This is a genomic window from Chromobacterium sinusclupearum, assembly GCF_002902845.1.
Taxonomy (GTDB): Bacteria; Pseudomonadota; Gammaproteobacteria; order Burkholderiales; family Chromobacteriaceae; genus Chromobacterium; species Chromobacterium sinusclupearum.
In genome coordinates this window covers 125609-144506 of the sequence record NZ_PPTF01000098.1, presented here as the reverse complement: position 1 = coordinate 144506, position 18898 = coordinate 125609, and the positions used below count along the sequence as shown (strand labels likewise).

Here is an 18898-nt window from a genome sequence, read left to right as displayed (position 1 = left end):
GGGGGGGGGAGTGCAATTGAATATGGCTTAGCTACTCCAGGGATAGGTGCGGCTCCTGCTGGTTATTCGACGAAAATATTTTCTGGAAAGGATAAGAAATGATGCCATCAAATATGAGCGAAGAGGAGTATAAGAAATTACCTAAATGGGCCAGAGTGGCTTATTGGACTATATTTTTCCTTGTTATATCTTTTATTGTTGGCGGGGTGTTTTTTGGAATTTGGCAGAGATCTCACTAAGAGCCTGTTCATCGCCGTTGTTCACAGTTGAAGGAAAGTAGGGCCGTAGGTTGGGCTAAGCGTGCGAAGCCCAACGTTTATCACGAAAAGTAAAATGATTCCCATAAGGTGAAATCTATTCATTCTCGGTAAGCGTTGGGCTTCATTTTATTCAGCCCAACCTACGGCCCTAATGCAAATGATGGGGCATGGCATTGGTCGGGAAGTACTGGGGATAAAAGTGCTCCTTTGCCAAAGAGTCAAGTGCCTAGTGATGTTAAGAAAGCGTTTGGTTTGCCTGGTAAATGGAGGTAATTAATATGGTTTTTGGTGATCCTAATAATTTTGCTATTTTGATTGATTGTCTTCCAGGTTGGAGTACTGATGGCGGATATAAGAATGGTATTTTTCATTTCTTAATGGGTAGAGTTATATTTCCGCCTAATTCCTCTGTGGCTACGCTAAGTGGAGATTTGTATTGCCTTTTAAATGGAGCTCTTGCAAACCCAGCTTGTGACGAAGATTTGTTTTCGATGGTGGCAAGTGATGCATTTGTTTTTATGTTAAGATCGATGTTGCCGGAGTTGGCGGGTGCTAATGAGTTGATCGCCGATGATTTTGTCCCTACTGATTTGTATGAAGCGTCTACGTATAATTTGGAGGAGAGTGGTTGTTATGTTTTTGCCATCGAAAATAATGGGCTGGTAAGGATTTTGGGGGCTGATGTACGGATGGTGGAAAAAAATGATTTTAAATGGGAAGATGGTGTCGTAGAGGTATTTGTGGAGAAGGAAGATTTGCGGTGTATAATTTCTGGTGTTGAGGGTTACCTTTCTTCGTTAAATTAGATGGGCTCTGTTGCACAAATCCCAGAGAGGGCGAGCTTCCCCTTTCCCCAAACGGATTTACGCCACAGCCACCATGCACGGACGGCCCAGCATGCTGGCGCGGTTCAAGATGACAGCACGCACTTGCAGCTCTGCCACTTGATCATGGAAGCACCGGGCCGTGACCCTTTCACCTAACCGTTTGAAGCAATGCATCTTGGTTTCCACCAGGCCGCGGCGATGGTAGTCGCTCCAGCGCTTCCACCGCGTACCCTGGATATCTACACGATATCGACATCGCGGCGGAACTCCCGGCTTTGCCGGGAGTTCATCTTGCGGCGGATGATTTCGCGTAGGGCGGATGTCCCGTGCACAGGGCGATCCGCCACCAAGGGGAAATAGGGGGCGCAATACACTCCGGTCAACTTCTAGCCACGCAGGGGGCAGGCCATTCAGCCTTGCCCGCACGTTCAGGTTGGGCAGGAGAACAGCTCCCCCACAACAATTACGGCTCAAACAAACCGTGGATGGATGGGGCGGGCACAGGTGTCCCATCTTCCTGGATTATCCTCTCCCAGGCCTTCTGCCGCCGCTGCACCGTGTCCCGCCACTTGATCGGATCCCCCACCTGGTATCTCTCGATAAATCGTGCCAGCGCATCGGTGCGGGCATATACCAGTTGGCGGCAAGCTTCGATGCTGGTGCCGCGCAGCGGGTAGATGGCTAAGTGCTTGAGCATGTTCATCACTTTCCTGGGCGAACGGCCAGTCAGGTCTGCGATCTCGGTGCCGAAGATGTACTGCCGCAGGAAGCGGTCGACATCCGCTTTGCGCACCCTGGAGCCTTGGTGCTTCTGGTTGCCCAGCTTGTGCGAGCGGATGTAATCGTTCTGCGTCAGCCAGTACGCCACCTGCTGCTTCACGCCCAGCACTTCGGCCAACTCCGGGATGGTGACCCAGTTGGCCCGATCCGTGGGGAGACCGGCACGCCACTGCTGCAGGGCCTTGCGCTTGAACACCCAGCGTGTGATCCCGGTCTTACCGATGAGAGTGGCGCAGACGGCCAGTTTGCCGGCCTGGACTTCCTCAACCAACGACACGACTTCATCGGCATTCCACTGCCAATAGTGCAGCACGTCGGCCAGCGAAGTTTCGTCTTCGTCGAGGGAGTAAACCCGCGGCAGATCCTCGCCGAACTCGGCCAACTGGTAGACCTCCGAGCTGGAAATGCACCACGGCAGCAAGGTCTGATCGTTGACCCGGCGGGCGGAGGGGAACAGCAGCTTCAGGATCCGGCGCATCCGCACTTTGCCTAGGCCCAGCACCTCCATGGCCTTGGTCATGGTGATTTCTCCGGCGAGCTCTTCCTCCACCTGGATCAGCCGGTCTTTGCGCACCATCAGGAAGCGGCGCCCTGTGTTGCTGATGGTTTCCTGCCCCTCCAGTTGTCCGGATCGGATCAGGTAGCGCAGCCGCGCCATGGAGATGCCAAGTCGGTTGGCGGCGGCCTTGCCAGGAATCCACTGGATGTTTTCCAGGACCTCGATGGTGAACCGGCGATTCCGTCTCGCCACGCCGCCTTTCCAACGCTGCGTCACCCACTGTTCGAAAGCTTCGCGAACTGGGTGGTAAACGCCATCGCGTAGCCCGCCATCGTAAAGGTAGCGATAAGCCTCCTCAAATACGGTGTTCAAGCTGATCTGCGGATCCCCGCTGGACGTTTGCAGGGCGTCGAGGGCGGCGTGGAACTTGTCGGGCCAGAAAACCAGCATCTCCGCTGCCAAAGATGTTATTGGCCAGGACACTTCCAGCAAGCCCGCATTCATGATTTTGAGTGGTTTGAGCGTGGCGACCGGATTCAGATAAGTGCCCAGGTAGCGGATTAGGCGCTGTACCTGCTCCAGGGTGAGCCCTGGGAAAGGGTAGCCATGCGTGTGTGGAACCGTTTGCTGCAACAGCATCTGTTCTAGCGTTTCCGCCAGCAGAATGGCGGCCGCAGGCGCTTCTTCCGGGACTTCCCGACGCAGATCGGCGCCGCAGTTGCAGCGGAGCAGGCTGTCTCGGTGCCAGGTCAGCGATTCGCCGCAGCTGGAGCAATGGTCCACCAGCCAGGTGCCGTGTTTGGGGCAGGTGTCGAAAAACAGAAGCTCCCAGCCGATCCGCCATCGGACTTCCTCTGCCAGGCAGTACGGGCAGTGCCGGGCGAAGCGTCGGTTCCAAATGCTGGGCTGATGTCGCGCCAACTCGGCTACGTGGCGAACATGGCTGTGCAGCTCCGGATAAAGCGAATCGGGAGGCAGCAGCTGTTGCTGCCGCAAGGCCTCCGGGGTGAAGGCGATGCCGAGCTGTTCCAGGTCTCGCAGGCTCATGAAGTTAGCCTCGGCCAGCCGGAACAGGTAGCCGATAGGCCCCTCGGTTCGGGTTGGGTGAGGCCGGATCAGCAAGCTGGGAGCATCTTGCCTGGGGATGGTGCTGTCATGCATGGGTCACGCCTCCTTTGCTCTGATGCAGGCCCAGCTTGATGGCTACCGGCGAGCCGACTGGGTCCTTTCGGGTATGCGGGTAGAACATCTCGCCGGGGCGAGTGAGGGGACGTAGCAACGACTCGGGATGGAAGGGGTTCAGCGTGTCAGGCACGTCTTTCCAGATCCGCTCGCGAAAGCTGGCGGCCAGCACATCCAGCGACAGCGTGTTGAGGCCGGCCAGGTTGGCCGCGCAAACTGCGCCCTCCAGCAGCCTGATGGTGTAGTCGAGCAGTCCGAAGCTGGCGGTGTGGATGCGCCGTGCCAGGTTGGCCTCATGCAAGGGAGTCTCGCAGCCCAGCGGCAGGCAGGGGGCGATGCCTTTGAGAAGCCCCCGGTATTCCAAGAAATCCGCCTCATCGTCGAGCTGGAACGGATCCATGGGGATGCACTGCGAGAACCGGCGCGACAACTGCTCGTTGCTGCGGATCACCAGTTCGGCTGCCGACAGCCCGCACGCCACCATGCCTACGCCGGTACTCTCCAGCAGGTTCTTCAGCCAATCGGTGACATCCCGAAATGCTGTCGCGCTGGGGGTATAGAACAGATGCTGGAACTCATCGATCAGCAGCAACTCCACACCGCATTGCGAGAAGAAGTCGACCAGCCGGGTGGTTTTCTCGGGGGCTGTGCCGCGGTGCGATTTGCGGTCCCCCATGGCCTCCAGGATGGCGCCGGCGAGACTGCGCACCGTCGGCGATGACGGCACTCGCACGATGAGGACTGGAATCCGAGTCCGCTGCGTCTCAAAACTGCGTGGTGACTGGGCTTCATACGCCCGAAGCACGGTGCTTTTGCCGGCGCCGGAGGGGCCGATCAACAGCACGCCGCCGCCCACGCCATGCGCGCGGCGACGGTGATGCAGTTCGGCGATCTGGAACAGCGCGTGGCGAAAGCGTTGGTGGTAGATGGGTTCCAACTGCAGTTTGTAGCCCAGCACCTTGTCGGACGTGTAGCCGGCGTTCGGGGCGAACTGCCGCATCAAGTCGAGCGGATCCATCACGCGCCTCCCTTCTTGGCTGACACCGACAGCTCTGGCAGCTCATCCAGCAGTCCGTCCGGCAAGGCATCTGGAACGGGGACTTTGCGGGTTTTGACGGGTTTTCTGGCGGCGACCAGCGGATCCTGTTTTTCCAGCACCGCTTCGCTGTTGAGGTTGAATTGGCGCGCGCCGGACTTCCGGTAGCCCATCTTCTTGTGCTGCAGCGCCGCCTGCGCCAGTTCTTGGATCTCGCGTTTCGCCTCCAGCAAATCCGGGGTGTTGCACAGCTCGCCGAAGCGCTTGCGGGCATGGGCGCGGATGGTGCGGTGCATTTCCCGAGGCAGCCCCTCGGCGTATTCCATGTCCCGCGCCGGAACGCGCAGATACGCCTTGCTGTCCGGATCCAGTACATGAATGTGGCCGACATCATCCTCGTAGGTTTTGATCTCCACGGGAACGTTTTTGCCGAAGCGCCGGCGGATCAACTGCACGTGATGGTCGTTGTAATGCAGGCCTTCGAACTCGATGCCGTAGTGGAACAGCGTCCGACTCGCCGGAATGCCGGCGATCAGCTCCAGTTGCTGGGGGTCGGTGGGCAGCGCAATCGGGGTCCGGTTGGCTGACTCCTGCCAACGGTCCAGCGGCCTTCCCTTGATGCCGCGGTGCGGCGTGACGTTGTAGACATCGACAATCCAGCGCACCAACAAACGCGTCAGCGTGGCCATATCCAGGCAAGCCCGCTGTTCTGATGGGTAGTCGCCGCGCTCCTGCGGATTGGAAAACGTAGTGCCTGGCAGGGTGTGGATAAGGTCCACGCTCATCGTCCGGATAAACCGTTCGATCGCGCCTTTTTCCCACGAGACTTTCGAGCCGCAGAACAGCATCACGATGCTCATCTCCAGGCAGGCCTGTTCAAAACCGGTGCTGTGCAGATCCGGGCCATTGTCGACGGCAACCAACTGCGGAATGCCGTAGGCCGGCCACGGATTCTTGATATCGGTCCACTGACTGAGCAGGTGCTCCTTGGGCAAGATGGCGCGCCGCAGGCACTGCAACAGCGAGTTGGCGGAAGGGGCACCAATGCTGATATAGAAACCCATGATCATCCGGGAGTATTGGTCGATCGCCACGGTAATCCACGGCCTGCCCAAGGCCAGGCCGGTCACCAGATCGATGATGATGATATCCAGCGGGGTATGGTCGATCTCGATCCGTTCCAGGATGGCCTGGGTCTCCACACGGCCGATCGCCACGCGGTATTTCATGCGCACGGCCTCGGCGCCCTCGCGGGCCAGATCGACCAGGTCCTGTTGTAGCGCCTCCAGCCAGCGGAATACCGTGGTGCGGCCGGGGCATTTCATCTGCTCGTCAGGGGATAACGTCTGGTTGATGGCCTCGGTACGCGCTTTCATCCGCTGGTAGACCGCCAGCTTTGGCAGCTTGTTGTCGGTGAGATAAACCTCGGCGATGACATGCTCGAACAACTGATAGCCCGGTTTGGTCTGGTGGTTGGACTCTGGCCGACCCCAGGGAATCAGTTTCAGAATGGAGCGGGTGGTCCGGTAGCGCCGCCACCAGTCTGATACGGTCGACGCGCAAGGCGGGGACTTGTCATCGATCTCGCTGGCCAGTTGACTGATGCGCGCCTCCCAAGCCGACCTGCTGTACGGTGTGTGGTCGGGATCGATGCCCTGCAGATAATGCAGGCGGCGCCGAACGATGGCCTGGATTTTGAGCGGATAGGTCGACAGGTCGCGCGGCGTAACGATGTAAATTGCCTCACCGAGGTTGGCCAATGACGCCTCGTCGATGATCCATGTCTGCGACTGCCAGCGTTGCAGGATTTCTGCGGAGGTCAGCGTCAGAACCTCGCCCTCGTCTGAGAGCAACTGAAGCTTGCCGCTGGCCAGCCGGCGGTCCAGCTCCCAGCGAGTCTGTCCCTGGAGGAAGCCAAGGCCGCGCTTAAAAGTAAATCGTTGCATGGCGCTCTCCCGCAGGTAGTTGAACGAGGGACGCAGGTGCGAGGGGCTGAGTCAGGTCGACGTAGAGCCGGGCTTGCGCGATCAGGGTATCGGTGACGTCTGAACCGAACCGCTCCAGGCATTTCGCCAAGGGGATGGACTCGGACAGATAGAAGGCCGCAGCCAGCTGGCTGCGGGTTGGGAGGGGGCTCGCGGGATGGTTGTAGCGGTACAGCAGCTGTTTCAGATTGCTGAACTGCGGCTCCTGCTGGATTCCTTCTTCAGTCAGTAGCCGGTAGTCCAAACCCTGTTCCTGTAATTGCTCAGCAATCTGGCGGTACTTCGTTTTTACCTTGGGGCGGGTTAGTTCGGATGAGGGCTTGATCTCAATGAACAGCGTCCGTTCATCGTGTAGCGAAGCCCACAGGTCTGGGATATGGGCACGCATGGCATCTCCATCCCAATAGGCCAATTTTTCGGGTTGCTCCTGGTAGGCCACCACACCAGGTGATAGCTCCAGCAACAGCAAGGCATCGCGTTCCAGCAGCGACTCCCATGCAACCATCCGCTTCATTTTTTTGGAGGGGAAATAGCCACGGATGTGCCTACCCCTACGGGTGACGACTCGTCGTACTCGCATCGTATTCTCCCGGCTGCGCCGGCAATACCTCTCCCTGCGCAGCCACGCATCTGTTGGAAAGTTGGCCAAAAATGGACGTGAAAATCCGCCGTTCAGTTGGAAACTGAACGTTTTTGGCTGGGGATGGGGGGATGTGGCTTGACCGCCTTGATGCGTGGGACGATACTAGGTTTGAGACCGCAAAGGATTCGTCTTTTGCATCAAAGGGCTAGCCACTTACGCTAGCCTTTTTTCATATCTAGAGCTCCTGTGCATAGATCACTTCCTTCATCAGTAAGGAGGTGGCGTAGGCGGCCCTCTCCCCGACATCTAGTGATGTGTGGAAATGAAGATTAGTTGAATGTCATTTATTCGGTGAGTAGCGTTCCCAGCGCGTCAACTTGGCTCCCAGCTTCACGGGATGACGAGGATTTCTGCGCTTTCACTCGTCACAATTCTCCATTGCGTTTTTGCTGCTAAGACTTGGTGACGACTTCGTCGTCCACTTGATGGCTCAATGACCGAGATGGATCTAGGATTTGCTTCTGCATCGCATCATGGAGAATTGCCAGTAGCTCTGCGTTTACACTTCTGAAGTTCGTGGCGGCTTGTTGCTTCAGCCAGTCGGCGACAGGCTGGGGAAAGCGATACTGTGAGCGGTGGATTCCGGAGGTTTTGTGAGTCATCTGTGCTCTCTCCTGCAAGTTCACCGAGGTTTCTCTACCTTGGAGAATGGTATAAATTACCATGTGTCACTGTTTTGTCACTTTAGCAGCGTAGTGATCTGATGTCACTATGTAGACATGAGCAAAGACATCTTTCGTTCCCAGTTTCGGCTGCCCTGGGACCTGTATGAGCAGCTGAAGGAGAGTGCCGAAGAGGCAGGACGATCCCTGAATGCAGAGATCGTTTTTCGTCTTGAGGCGTCGTTTCTTGCCCCCTCGCCGATTGCGGTTCGACAGGCGCCTGAGATGCGAAAAGTTGAGCTCCTTCTTGATTTCGAATCGTGGGCCAGCGAGCAGACGCCCACGCAAGAGAAGAATTTCAAAGGGTATTGCCAGCTTTATAACAGCGAAAATCCAGGGAACGGGCAGGTGGAGGCTATCTCAGGCATCGATGAGGTAGATGCGCATTACCTGCGGGAGCTCGCTGTCGCATGGCGTCGGTATGCTAGAGAGTCCACGTATCTAGCACATGAGGACCCTACGCGGTTTTTGCGGCTGGTTGAAGAAAGAAGAAAAGGCGAGCTGGTATTAGGTTACTTGGATTGGTGCAAACAATCTGAGCTAGACCCCCTGGCCCCTGAAGCGCTAGATAATTTCTGCAAGGCATATAAAACCGATGGCATACGCCAAATACGCGGCAAAATCATCGATATTCCTGAGGTTTTGCCAGACTATCTGGAGAAATTGGTGGCGGTCTGGATTTACGAGGTGGCTCCGCAGAGTGCGGGTGGTGAGCATGGCAACCGCCTTGGAGAGCTAGTCAAAGCTTTGCATCAGCAGCAGTTGGAAAGGCTTGATGCCATTGAGGACTCCATCAGCCTTTTGGCGGGAAAGTTAGAAAAGAAGTAGGTCTCGGGTCTGGTTTGAGTGCAAGTTCGTGGTTGTTGAGATTTTCCATGACATGCGCAAACAGGAAGGATGGGTATGTTATTGCAGGAGTGGGATCTGACTGGCTTGGCACCGATGGAGCAGATCCAGGCGATTCGAGCAGGTTTACCAGCTAATCGACTGATGCTAGTTGCAGAGTGGTTGCAGGTGCCGGCTCAGGTTATCGGTGATGTAGTCGGCATCTCGGTCCAGAGGGCCTTGCGGGCAAACGCATCGGGGCGGCATCTGGATTCTGCGGCTAGCGAACGGCTACTCCGGGTGATAGGCATGGTTAGGGAAGCGAGAGAAACGCTGGGGAGTGATGAAAACGCTCGAGAATGGTTGACCCGTTATCACCAAGAGCTAGATTGCGCACCCATCAGCTTGCTGGATACCGCACTTGGGGCCGAGATGGTCAGGCGAGTGCTTCAGTCTATTTCTTGGGGACTACCGGTCTGAAGCGGAAGAGGCGCGGCGCCATCTTATTACAGGGTGATCAGGCCAAGCCCGACTGCCCGCTCAGGCCCCCTGGTCAGCGTATCAACAGCTTCTCGACATGCGGCCGTGGCTTCTGCTGTTCCTGCCAAAGCGCCCAGGAAGATTGCATACCTAGCCAGAGCTCAGGGCTGGTACCTAATGCTTCTGCAAGGCGGAGGGCCATATCAGCGCTAATGCCTGCATGACCGTGCAGAATGCGCGATAGCGCCGCCCGAGTTACCCCGAGCTTATCGGCAGCCTCTGTCACACTGATGCCTTCAAGCCACTCCTGGAGGACTTCGCCGGGGTGTGCGGGGTTGTGCATAGCAGGCATGCGGAAGCCTCCTTTGGTCTTTTCGTTATTTCATAGTAGCAGGCAGAACTACGGGGGAGAGGTGGTGCCTACTAGGGGGAACACAGAAACCCAGGACCCTGGACTGATGTCACTCGGCCCCGTAGCCGAGTCGAATCAAGACTTGTCCTACCCAAAGGTCATCTGCTGGTAATAGATTTGATTTGAACAGGTAGCGCCGCCCAGCATCCACCAATACACCGAGCCGGATAGCGGTCTCTATTCTGAAGGTGAACAGATCTACATCAACAGGAGCCCGAGGAGTGCGATGCGCTAGCTGGGCCATCAGCGCCCCTCGAATTTCTTCCTGGCTGGGTGGGGTTTGACTCCGTGGTCGCGGAATGATGGCCGGCGGTGTCGTTGGTCTTGGTCGCGCCAATGCGACTGGTGAAGGCATGGAGACTGCGCGATGCTCGTCTTGTGGACAATCAGGGAGTGGTGTCTCCGACACCGGCCGCGGGGTGCGATAGATCCAACTCTTGTGTCCTTCCGTCTGTAGCCAGAACTGAACATCGCGCTTGCGGATTTGCTTCTGTTGCCCGTGTTGGATTTCGCGAATAAAAGTAGTTAGGTTGAGCGCGATGGAGGGCACACACTGCGCCCGCCATTGCGAGCGTGTGGCGGTGCCGGAGGCCAGATCCCATTCCACTAGCAGCTGCAGAGGATGCTGACGGTACCAGACCTGCACAGCGGCCCCCCCCGGAACCGTGGTCACCGGCAGGGTCACTGCCTCAAGAATGAGGACGCTTGGTTGTGGCCCCGGTAAGCGGAGTTTGCAAGCTGGCACCTGCAGGGCTTCAACAATGGCTAGCAGCATGGCTTGACCCATCGCCTCGGTGCAGGAAGCACGCGAGTGATGGGCAAAATGATGGATGTTAATCTGGCCATGACGGGCCACTAATGGGCCGCGACAAGCTGGGCAGATGCAGCCACAGGCTAGCCCTTGGGAAACCTCCCCGACCTCGACCAGGACACCATCTTTCAAACCGAATGGGATCAGGCTCATGAACCGGTCCAAGCTAGACACCCGCTTCGGGCTCTAGATCTGATCAGGACTTGAATTGCCACCATATCAACCCCATCGCTAAGAGTGCTAGGAAGATCTGACTGCGGCTCGGCGCATATATCTGCCACATCTGTAGTAAAGCCCATAGCAGCGGATGGCGATGAGCGCGGCCCAACTCGTTTCGTACATGATCGAGCGCTCGTGATCGTCCATCCCGCTCCAGTGCCAAGCGCTCATTTTCTAGCCGTAGCATGGCTAAACCGTCTCGCACATCACGCTCCTGGATATTTTGCTGCCAGGTATTTACCTGCCGCAGCTCGCGCACCTTCATTGGCTGCGATATGCCTTCGCTATGCGTATCATCCCGGTAATTGAACACTATACCGAATCGCTCATAGAAACGGTTGCGCCGTGCGCGGTTTTCTTCATAGCCCTGGTTGCTGTTCAAGCGAATTGGGCATACATCCGCTTCCGGCCAACGTAGTGCCCAAGTAACAACCTGATTCATCAGGTAGGTGCCTATTCGTAGACCGCGTATCGGTTCTGGGTCGAGAAATACAGCTCCAGGAGCCCCGCGGCTACCCGTTAACGAAACGGTTTCCTCACCACCAAAGCCTCGTCGATAACTTGCCTGGAAGTGCCCCTTCGCTGCTGGCCCCCTGGCGTTGTGGCGCCATATAACCTCATAGAACAGCTGCAACCCGGCCTCTAAGGGCGGGCCGCCTTGCCCATCAGGCACAGAGCTTTCCACTTGCTCGATCAACAGTTGAGCAATGAACCCTGCATCTGGTTGATCCTTATCGTGCACATCTAATAGATAGATGCGAGCGTCTCCACGTTTGTTTTGATGCCAATGTCCGTCCAGTGATGGCAATGCCATACTCCCCCCTAGCTGGCCACTCCTTGAAAATGCCATTATCCTATCATGCAGGTGTGCAGGCAGCTCAAGCCTGTTCTCCCTATTCATCAGAAGAAACGCGCGGTAGCGTCCAATTCAGCAAGCCTTGACGAACCCCACTCCACTTGAGTTCCGCGAATGCAGTGGATGGAGTCCAGATTAATTAGGAGAAGGGATGAAAGACTTTAATGAGGGCGTCGAGGAGGTATTGAAACTTCTCGAAACCAATGTACAGGTCTGGCTGATGGGCGCTGGGGTTAGCTTCGATGCGAAGATCCCTTTGATGTATCAGCTCACAGAGCGCGTGGGGACGCTCGTGCAGCCCCCTCACGATGAGTTACTCAAAATCCTTCGCGAAGATCTGCCCACGGACGCCCATATTGAACACGTCCTGAGCCATCTTGGTGACCTTATTGCGATTGCATCGCGGGGTAGACAAGGCAAGGTTTCTTTGGGGGGGCAAGAGTTCGATGTAGCAGCCCTCAACGGGTTGCATGCGACGGTGATCCGACACATCGCGGAGACCATTCGTTATGGCTACAAATCTCCTGTCAGTGGTGCCCCCGAAGAAGTTGGGTCGCTAGAGAGTCCAATCGTTGAAGTGTCGCATCACAAGGCTTTCATGGATGCTCTGTTCGCAGGGCGCGCGAACCTGGAGTCGCGCTCTCGGGTTGTCTTTGTTACAACAAACTACGACACCCTGATCGAGGATGCATTGTCTCTCTCAAGGCGCAGGGTCTTCGATGGGTTTTCTAACGGTGGTATCGGCTTTTGGACCGGGCATCGTACTGAGGATGCAGAGAGTTTGCCGCCTCGCAGCCATCAGGTCATTAAACTTCACGGGTCGGTTGACTGGCTCCGGGCGCAGGACGGTACTTTGGTGCGAGCGAGGTATGGTACGAATTACCTGTCTAAGCTCGAAGATACACTCATCTATCCGCAAGCTACCAAGTACGTCGAAACACAGAAGGACCCGTTTGCCGAACTCTTTGGTGCTTTTCGTCGGGTGTTGTATTCGTCTGAGAGCCATGTTCTTTGCGTCGTGGGATACAGCTTCGGGGATGAACACATCAACCTTGAAATTGAAGATGCGTTGCTCCGTGAAGGCAATAAAACCAATGTGATTGCCTTTGTGCGCGAAGTAGGTTCATCTGGAGTCTCCAAGCTGCCAGGCCGCTTGGAGGCATGGCAGTCTGCGCCGTTCAAATCACGAATCTACGTGGCTACCGACAAGGCGCTGTATGCAGGTGGCAAACGCTTGGTCGACGATTCTGCTGCTAATCTCCCATGGTGGACCTTCGGTGGACTCACCAATTTCCTCAAGACTGGAGCCATCAAATGAGCAAGTTCTCAGAACGTGCTGAGCTTCGCATTGGCAAGATCGTTGAAGTATCTGGGGAGTCGATGAGAGTTGAGATTGACGCTGAGCTCTCTGACCTGACACGAGTCGTGGATGGACGGGTGTATTTGGTTGGCCAACTGGGTAGCATCATCAAAATTCATTACGGGCGGCGGCTGCTGTTCGCCTACGTCAGGATGCTGCGAATGCGATCGGAACTTGCGATTGAAGAGGGGGCCGCGCGGATCGCGCCTGGAGATGATTCTCGCCTCCTTGAGGCGGATCTATTCGCGCAAGGGACCTGGCGCAGCGATGGGGATGGTCTAGGTATCAGTCGGGGGGTTGAAATGTATCCCTTGCCTTTGCAGGGAGTGTACCTCACTACGGCAGATGAGTTGGACGAGTTGTTTGCTGCGGCGGAGCGAGCCAAGCTGTCCAACGGCGTTTCGCCACTCGTTCCGATTGGGACCTATGTCGGCAGTAATGGTGCTGTATGTCGAGCAAACGTGGATAAGCTCTTTGGGCAGCATTGCGCTGTCTTGGGGTCTACTGGCTCCGGGAAGTCAGGCACGGTCGCTGCGCTGATTCATTCGGTACTTGAGCATAAGAAAAAAGATAGCGATGAGGTAATTCGGCCAAGGATGGTCGTGATTGATCCCCATGGTGAGTATGGGGCTGCCTTCCAGGGGAAATGCCAAGTCCTTCGTGCGTATGCGTCGGCTGTGCAAGATGCGCCAGGAACTGAGCTCCGATTGCCTTACTGGCTGATGTCGGGTGATGAGCTAAGAGCGCTAATCATCGGAAAGACGGAAGCGGAAGCCACGTCTCAGAACAACATCGTCTACAAGGCGCTGAAACATGCTCGGATGGTTACTGCTGGAATCGTGCAGCCCATCCCCGACGACCCTGACGGGGACCTTTCCGAGGTGCTTGTGGACGGCAAGACGCATGCTGATATCGTAGCGTTTGATCGTGATAAGCCTATTCGCTTCTCGTTGGACGAGTTTCAGCGACATATTGACCAAGTACAGGGGAGGAAGAGTGGGAGAAAAGACTCGCTGTCTGCAACTGAGCGGAAGTCCCACGACTCAATTCTCGATAAGTTAAGTGTTCTTCGGACCGATCCCCGCTTACAGTTTCTGATGAGGGATGAAGCCGCGGATACGCTCACGGCAGCCATCCTGCAATTGACTGGCGCGACAGCTGATGGGGCTACCGTCAAAGTTGTAGATATCTCGGGCGCACCAAATGAGGTTGCAGGGACTCTAACCGCACTAGTCTGCAGATTGCTCTTCAATTACAAGGTCTGGCAGACTAGGGCTGAGCGAGAGCGTGACCCGGTATTGATTGTGTGTGAAGAAGCGCACCGATATGTTCCCGATCGAGGAGATGCACAGTATAAGGAAGCCCAAGACGCTGTTCGGCGTATTGCGAAGGAGGGCCGCAAGTATGGACTGGGTTTGATGCTGGTATCGCAAAGACCCTCTGATGTTGAAAGCACTGTTTTGTCGCAATGCAACTCGTGGATCATCCTTCGGCTTACGAATGGTGCCGACCAAGATCACGTCCGAAGATTCCTTCCCGATAGCCTTTCCGGCATCGTGCGAATGTTGTCGTCACTCGGTCGACGTGAAGCTGTTTTTGTCGGTGAGGCTGCGGCGCTGCCCGCGCGGATCAAGATTAGAGAGCTTACGGCAGAGCAGCTACCTAACTCGAACGACTTAAGCTTTGTTGGTGGGTGGGCGGATCTACCCAATGACGAGGCTGCGGTAGGCCCTGCGATCGGACGTTGGACGCAATGATCTTTATGAAGTACAGCGCCTGCGAGCCAGCTCGTTGTAGTGAGGGCTGATCGCCGGCATAAGCGGTCCTTCGCTAATTCCAGGATATTAGTCAGCTTTTTTGCTTTGAGGCAGACGAAGTAAAGGAATTGAGGTTTCAGGTCGTCAAGGACGTATACCCAAAGGGGCACAAGTTGCTAATGCAGATTCTCGCAAATCTGGCTAGCGGTGCCGCTAGCTACTAGTGCCGATGATGGCCGGCGGCAACTTGCCAATTCCCTTATTTCCGGAATCCACGAAAGCCACCGCGCCTACAGAAGGCCAGCACGGCCCTCATTAGGGTTGCCAGTGAAAATATCCATCGCAAGTTGACCTGTAAGAGTCTCTGGAGGGTGCTGGTTTTCGATGATGATTATTTGGCTTTCGGTACCATGGTGGCTTAAAAGATATTCGTAGAATCGCTCCTTGAGATCCGTTCCTTTGAGTGCAAGATCCTCATCACCTTCAGGTTTGAAATATGCAAGCAAAGGTGAGTCAAGAACAACAAACCCCGGATGAGACAGCCCGTTTTCCTGACAGTATTCCAGTAGTCCGATGGAAACAGCTGCATGAGTAATCGCCCTCAATCCCTTACCACGGCTGCCGCGCGGTTTTCCATCGATCACGAAATCAGTGGATTGTTTGTCGAAGTATACGTGGCACTCACCTGGAAAATTCCAAGCCTTGAGGATGAAAGACACCTTCTTGGAGAGGGCGTGTGCTACGGATTCTGGGATACCTGATGTTACAGTACCCACTATTGCATTGCCATTATCCTCGTTTTGTAATGACAGCTTCCGGTTTTCGAGTTTCTCTGCTCGTGAGTAAAGATCGAGTGCTCTCTGGACGTTTGCTCGTATTTCTATGAGCATTGAAAAAGACGAACGGACATCGCGAACTTCCGGGGCGACAGTCTCCTGGATTTTCATGTTGAGTTGCTCGTATGCAGCATCTTTGTCCGAAAGCAAGGCTTTGAGTTCCATTGCTTCATCCCGTAGATCTGCGATCATATCGTTAAGCTCGCTTTGCAGTCGTTCTATTTTTTTAATTTCGGCACTTGCAGCTAGCACAATGATGTCAACATTGCCTTCGCATGACTGTTCGAGGTGCAAAGCTTCAGGTGGCGTGCCACAAAGCGGGCATGGTACGGCTCTGGTATGAACAAACAACGATCCGCTCTCGCGGATCGCTATAAGTCGTTCGATATCCACGTTGTAGTGCTCACGAAGCAGGTCGAAGCGGGTAAGTAGATCCGAAATCTCGTCGAGACGATCCTGAATAGTCCGGCGCTCCTCAAACAGCTTGCGCCGTTGAGCCAACAAATCATCGAGCTGGCGCTGGGCTGCATCAAGGGCCTCACGGCGGGTCTCTATTGAAATTTCGAGGCGCTCAAGCTGGGCAGTTAATTCGCCCCGGGTTTCTCCAATTTTCTCGAGCTCGATAGAGATGTCGGCGAGTAAATCATCAATAAGAGCGATCTGCTTTTCATTTTCGGGGCCTGTGTCAATGAAAGAGACTACCGCCGAGTCATCAATCCCGGTAAGTAGTAATTTTATTGTTGCTAGTTCTGCGGTCTTGGTCGTATATTGTCCACCCCAGAATGGCGAGCCCCTTTGCTGGATTTCATCCTCTTGAACAATGACTAGCCGCGCGAGATTTCGTATGCTCAGGCTTTGGGTTGTCGATTTGGCGCTGCTCTTTAGAATGCGTTTGCCAAGGAGTCCCAACTTTTCAAGAAGGAATCCAGAAAGATTGTCGGTTTTTCCATGGGCATGAGCTTGTTTGAGCACGATTCCAGTAGCATCACCGCTGTCGAGGTTGATGGCTCTGAAATTCCCGCCCGACGTCGACCGGCATAAGCGCCAGTTCTCACCATCGGAGACATTTAGGTCGAGTTTTATCTCGCCATATTCTGCTCGTTCCGGTATTTCTCGGAGTTCCGAACCACCGAGCATGAAGTCGATTGACTCAGCGAGAAACGATTTACCTGTATCGGACGCACCGCAAATGACATTGACGCCAGAAACGAAATTCAGCTCGGCCTGGTCACTCGGTCCTTCAAATATGATCCTGCGGAGCTGTAGGTAGTTATCGCTCATTGGTCACTCCCAGCCCGATGAGTTGATTGGAACTGGCTTGACCACCTTTCGAATATACGGTGCGTAATACGACGTACCTCCTCGGTTGGCACGTTCTCGAATCGACTAAAGGCCCATTCGGCACGTAGTATTAGTCGACGGGAATACTCCGATGTGAGAGAGGAGATGAAGGGGGCTGCAGTTTCGCACGCCACATAACTGAATCCATCATCTCCCAGGGTGCGCTGTATCAGGCCGCGGCTCATCATTAGGATCAGTCCCTTTTCAATCAGGCCGCGCCTCACTAGGAGTTCACCAGCGCGCAGGGGCAATGGCACATGAAGGCTTTCTGGGCCATCAGCATCCCCAGAGTGGACGACAAGGTAGTCCATTTCAACGAGCCGCTGCAAATCGAATGCTGTAGGAAATCCTGCGACAAGAATCGCAAGTGAGCGGACGCCCGTCTCGAGCGGGCTATTAAAGGGGCTAGGACTATTCGGACTACTCATCTTCCTGCACCCATATCAGGCGGTCATCATTGGCCAACTGGTGGCAAATCCCCTGCCGATCCTGTGTCTTGACGGCAGAAGCTAATGGGTTCGATGTTGCTGCGACACTCGAGGCCTGCGCAACCGTCGCTTTCATTCTCTCAAAGCCATTGACGTGACTACTTTCACAGACATCAATGACACCGTAAAAAATTTCCTCTTGCAGTGCACCAAATGTACCTTCTGGCACAGTATCGCGTGCGAAGTTACGCAGGGATTCGGCGTGATAGAAGCGCTCGCGCTGCCGCAGGTAGTCGCGTTTCAACGGAGTGTGCGCGTTGAGAGCATCTGGGTCGAGCATACTCACGCCAAGATGCTCGCCATAAGCGTCGAGAAGTCGTCGGATATACCGACTTTCGATTTCCGCTGGGGTTTCCGGTGGAAACTCAGGATCAGGTCGTGGTGGTAACCCACCTCCAAAGCGTACAGCATGAAAACCAGTCTTGCTATGGCCTTCGATGAGCTCAACAAGCGATTTTGATGAGAAAACAGAAAAATCGAAGGTATCAAAATAGGATAGTAGTGCTCCTGTAAGCGGCACCTCAGTTGTTGAGGTAATACCAGCCAAGCAATGCTTGTCCCAATTCTCGGCCATTTTTTTCTTGAGTTCTGAAGGCGTATTCAGGAGTTTTTCTAGGCTGGTGCCGATATCCTGCGGGCATACAAAATAGTGTTTCTGCGGCGAAACGTACTCGCCAATATGGGAGTAGTAGATGATCTTTCCGATCTCGACCCAGATATCACTAGGTCGAAGGGGATGATCATATCTCTTGCACTGATAGTTTTCCCAAGCGCCTCTGAAGCCCTGGTCCGTGCAGAAGCCTGCTATATCCACACCGAGATCACCAGAGCCACCAAAGCGACGAACTTTGTCGTATTGAGTCTTGAGTGAGCTAGCCCATTCCTGAATGAACTCTTCCCAATCTTCAGGACTAAAGACTCTCACCCGCATAACTTTGGGTATTGGAACACCACTATGGACGTGCACAGGAGATGCCTTGCAAGTCGGTACCTTAGGGTTGATATCGTAGAGGTCCGTGTTGGAGATCAATCCGTTTGCTCACTACGTGAAAGCAAGGCCAAGGCCTCTCGGAAGCTGGTACCCACACAAGTCTCAAGGGCCTCACTAAACCCACTCTTGGATGAAAACGCAACAAAAAGTAGGCCTGAAGCTAGACAAGGCAGTAGTACAGCCTTTAGCTCTATATTTTATCAGCATACTCTAGCAGCTGCGACAGAGTGACCATCAGTTTTAGCTATCATTCGTCCACTCTAGTATGGGTAAAACATTGCTTGAACCCGAACGGCTGCAATGGGTCGGCAGCAGGCCGTCCAGGCCACAACAGCGAGAACCCACTTAGTAGGCCGAGTAGACGCCTCGGTCAGGGAGTTCATCAAGCTAATATGAGAATGGCCTCCAAAAATTAGGAGGCCACCCTTTCACAGCGTAGGCTGCGTGTGAAATCCCAAAAATCTAGAAAAGTGGGAAAAATCTAGAGTTTCGTGGGATCCTACAGAATCTGTAGGGTGACACGATTGGTAAAAACGTTAACTATGATTTACAAGGCTTTTTTCAAATTCACTGACTTGCCACGTTTTCCATATGCCACGATTAATGCATATTTCTTGAGTTTGCGACACAATTAGTGAGATTTTATAG

Annotated in this window: 16 protein-coding genes and 1 pseudogene; 5 read left to right on the top strand and 12 right to left on the bottom strand. The window is 54.8% G+C overall.

Annotated elements, in window-relative coordinates:
* The first annotated feature begins 538 nt into the window (after window positions 1–538).
* On the top strand, window positions 539–1066 hold the full coding sequence (locus tag C2134_RS20375) for an immunity 42 family protein (RefSeq protein ID WP_158248842.1): 528 nt from the start codon (window positions 539–541) through the stop codon (window positions 1064–1066).
* A gap of 57 nt (window positions 1067–1123) precedes the next feature.
* Here the strand turns inward: C2134_RS20375 and C2134_RS20370 are convergent.
* From C2134_RS20370 to C2134_RS20345, 6 genes and pseudogenes are all read right to left on the bottom strand, one after another.
* Window positions 1124–1309 (bottom strand): annotated as a pseudogene (locus C2134_RS20370) (IS5/IS1182 family transposase); the annotation flags it as partial.
* Window positions 1310–1550: 241 nt separating this feature from the next.
* A complete protein-coding gene (locus C2134_RS20365) occupies window positions 1551–3527 on the bottom strand; it encodes a helix-turn-helix domain-containing protein (protein WP_103321887.1) in 1977 nt (658 codons plus the stop codon).
* Window positions 3520–4566, bottom strand: coding sequence for a TniB family NTP-binding protein (locus C2134_RS20360; protein WP_103321886.1), 1047 nt, complete (start codon window positions 4564–4566; stop codon window positions 3520–3522). The genes C2134_RS20365 and C2134_RS20360 overlap by 8 nt, the downstream gene beginning before the upstream one ends.
* The gene (locus C2134_RS20355) at window positions 4566–6530 is read right to left on the bottom strand and encodes a TnsB C-terminal domain-containing protein (protein WP_103321885.1); all 1965 of its coding nucleotides are present in this window, start codon (window positions 6528–6530) and stop codon (window positions 4566–4568) included. The genes C2134_RS20360 and C2134_RS20355 overlap by 1 nt, the downstream gene beginning before the upstream one ends.
* Window positions 6511–7149 carry a TnsA endonuclease N-terminal domain-containing protein gene (locus tag C2134_RS20350; protein WP_103321884.1) on the bottom strand — a complete coding sequence of 213 codons (639 nt, stop codon included), beginning with the start codon at window positions 7147–7149 and terminating at the stop codon, window positions 6511–6513. The genes C2134_RS20355 and C2134_RS20350 overlap by 20 nt, the downstream gene beginning before the upstream one ends.
* A gap of 455 nt (window positions 7150–7604) precedes the next feature.
* Window positions 7605–7814, bottom strand: coding sequence for an Arc family DNA-binding protein (locus C2134_RS20345; protein WP_158248841.1), 210 nt, complete (start codon window positions 7812–7814; stop codon window positions 7605–7607).
* Between the two features lie 117 nt (window positions 7815–7931).
* Between C2134_RS20345 and C2134_RS20340 the strand changes: the two genes are divergently transcribed.
* Both C2134_RS20340 and C2134_RS22205 read left to right on the top strand, forming a co-directional pair.
* A complete protein-coding gene (locus C2134_RS20340) occupies window positions 7932–8702 on the top strand; it encodes an Arc family DNA-binding protein (protein ID WP_103321882.1) in 771 nt (256 codons plus the stop codon).
* 69 nt (window positions 8703–8771) lie between these two features.
* Window positions 8772–9179 (top strand): antitoxin Xre/MbcA/ParS toxin-binding domain-containing protein, encoded by a 408-nt coding sequence (locus C2134_RS22205; protein ID WP_103321881.1) that lies wholly within the window; start codon window positions 8772–8774, stop codon window positions 9177–9179.
* A 73-nt stretch (window positions 9180–9252) separates the two neighbouring features.
* On the opposite strand, the gene C2134_RS20330 is transcribed toward C2134_RS22205, so the two are convergent.
* From C2134_RS20330 to C2134_RS20325, 3 genes are all read right to left on the bottom strand, one after another.
* A complete protein-coding gene (locus C2134_RS20330; RefSeq protein WP_103321880.1) occupies window positions 9253–9531 on the bottom strand; it encodes a HigA family addiction module antitoxin in 279 nt (92 codons plus the stop codon).
* 109 nt (window positions 9532–9640) lie between these two features.
* Window positions 9641–10555, bottom strand: a complete 915-nt coding sequence (locus C2134_RS21415; protein ID WP_146042237.1) for a competence protein CoiA family protein — start codon at window positions 10553–10555, stop codon at window positions 9641–9643.
* 43 nt (window positions 10556–10598) lie between these two features.
* Window positions 10599–11435 (bottom strand): hypothetical protein, encoded by an 837-nt coding sequence (locus tag C2134_RS20325; protein ID WP_146042236.1) that lies wholly within the window; start codon window positions 11433–11435, stop codon window positions 10599–10601.
* 193 nt (window positions 11436–11628) lie between these two features.
* On the opposite strand from C2134_RS20325, the gene C2134_RS20320 reads away from it, so the two are divergent.
* Together C2134_RS20320 and C2134_RS20315 are read left to right on the top strand one after the other, a co-directional pair.
* The gene (locus C2134_RS20320; RefSeq protein ID WP_103321878.1) at window positions 11629–12795 is read left to right on the top strand and encodes an SIR2 family NAD-dependent protein deacylase; all 1167 of its coding nucleotides are present in this window, start codon (window positions 11629–11631) and stop codon (window positions 12793–12795) included.
* Entirely contained in the window at window positions 12792–14594 is a 1803-nt protein-coding gene (locus C2134_RS20315; protein WP_103321877.1) for an ATP-binding protein, read from the top strand. Before C2134_RS20320 ends, C2134_RS20315 begins: the two co-directional genes overlap by 4 nt.
* Before the next feature lie 290 nt (window positions 14595–14884).
* Here C2134_RS20315 and C2134_RS20310 read toward each other — a convergent pair whose 3' ends face one another.
* The 3 genes from C2134_RS20310 to C2134_RS20300 are packed head-to-tail and all read right to left on the bottom strand — an operon-like array spanning window position 14885 to window position 18289.
* On the bottom strand, window positions 14885–16711 hold the full coding sequence (locus C2134_RS20310) for an SMC family protein (protein WP_103321876.1): 1827 nt from the start codon (window positions 16709–16711) through the stop codon (window positions 14885–14887).
* Window positions 16708–17199 (bottom strand): ABC-three component system middle component 2, encoded by a 492-nt coding sequence (locus C2134_RS22200; RefSeq protein ID WP_103321875.1) that lies wholly within the window; start codon window positions 17197–17199, stop codon window positions 16708–16710. Before C2134_RS22200 ends, C2134_RS20310 begins: the two co-directional genes overlap by 4 nt.
* A complete protein-coding gene (locus tag C2134_RS20300; protein WP_103321874.1) occupies window positions 17192–18289 on the bottom strand; it encodes an ABC-three component system protein in 1098 nt (365 codons plus the stop codon). The genes C2134_RS22200 and C2134_RS20300 overlap by 8 nt, the downstream gene beginning before the upstream one ends.
* Window positions 18290–18898 lie beyond the last annotated feature (609 nt).

Excerpts from the sequence above, each read along its gene's own strand:
- C2134_RS20375 (WP_158248842.1), top strand. The coding sequence starts at position 539 with ATGGTTTTTGGTGATCCTAATAATTTTGCTATTTTGATTGATTGTCTT.
- C2134_RS20350 (WP_103321884.1), bottom strand. The coding sequence starts at position 7,149 with ATGCGAGTACGACGAGTCGTCACCCGTAGGGGTAGGCACATCCGTGGC.
- C2134_RS20315 (WP_103321877.1), top strand. The coding sequence starts at position 12,792 with ATGAGCAAGTTCTCAGAACGTGCTGAGCTTCGCATTGGCAAGATCGTT.
- C2134_RS20355 (WP_103321885.1), bottom strand. The coding sequence starts at position 6,530 with ATGCAACGATTTACTTTTAAGCGCGGCCTTGGCTTCCTCCAGGGACAG.
- C2134_RS20320 (WP_103321878.1), top strand. The coding sequence starts at position 11,629 with ATGAAAGACTTTAATGAGGGCGTCGAGGAGGTATTGAAACTTCTCGAA.
- C2134_RS21415 (WP_146042237.1), bottom strand. The coding sequence starts at position 10,555 with ATGAGCCTGATCCCATTCGGTTTGAAAGATGGTGTCCTGGTCGAGGTC.
- C2134_RS22200 (WP_103321875.1), bottom strand. The coding sequence starts at position 17,199 with ATGAGTAGTCCGAATAGTCCTAGCCCCTTTAATAGCCCGCTCGAGACG.
- C2134_RS20365 (WP_103321887.1), bottom strand. The coding sequence starts at position 3,527 with ATGCATGACAGCACCATCCCCAGGCAAGATGCTCCCAGCTTGCTGATC.
- C2134_RS20360 (WP_103321886.1), bottom strand. The coding sequence starts at position 4,566 with ATGGATCCGCTCGACTTGATGCGGCAGTTCGCCCCGAACGCCGGCTAC.
- C2134_RS20340 (WP_103321882.1), top strand. The coding sequence starts at position 7,932 with ATGAGCAAAGACATCTTTCGTTCCCAGTTTCGGCTGCCCTGGGACCTG.
- C2134_RS20310 (WP_103321876.1), bottom strand. The coding sequence starts at position 16,711 with ATGAGCGATAACTACCTACAGCTCCGCAGGATCATATTTGAAGGACCG.
- C2134_RS20325 (WP_146042236.1), bottom strand. The coding sequence starts at position 11,435 with ATGGCATTGCCATCACTGGACGGACATTGGCATCAAAACAAACGTGGA.
- C2134_RS20345 (WP_158248841.1), bottom strand. The coding sequence starts at position 7,814 with ATGACTCACAAAACCTCCGGAATCCACCGCTCACAGTATCGCTTTCCC.
- C2134_RS20330 (WP_103321880.1), bottom strand. The coding sequence starts at position 9,531 with ATGCCTGCTATGCACAACCCCGCACACCCCGGCGAAGTCCTCCAGGAG.
- C2134_RS22205 (WP_103321881.1), top strand. The coding sequence starts at position 8,772 with ATGGGTATGTTATTGCAGGAGTGGGATCTGACTGGCTTGGCACCGATG.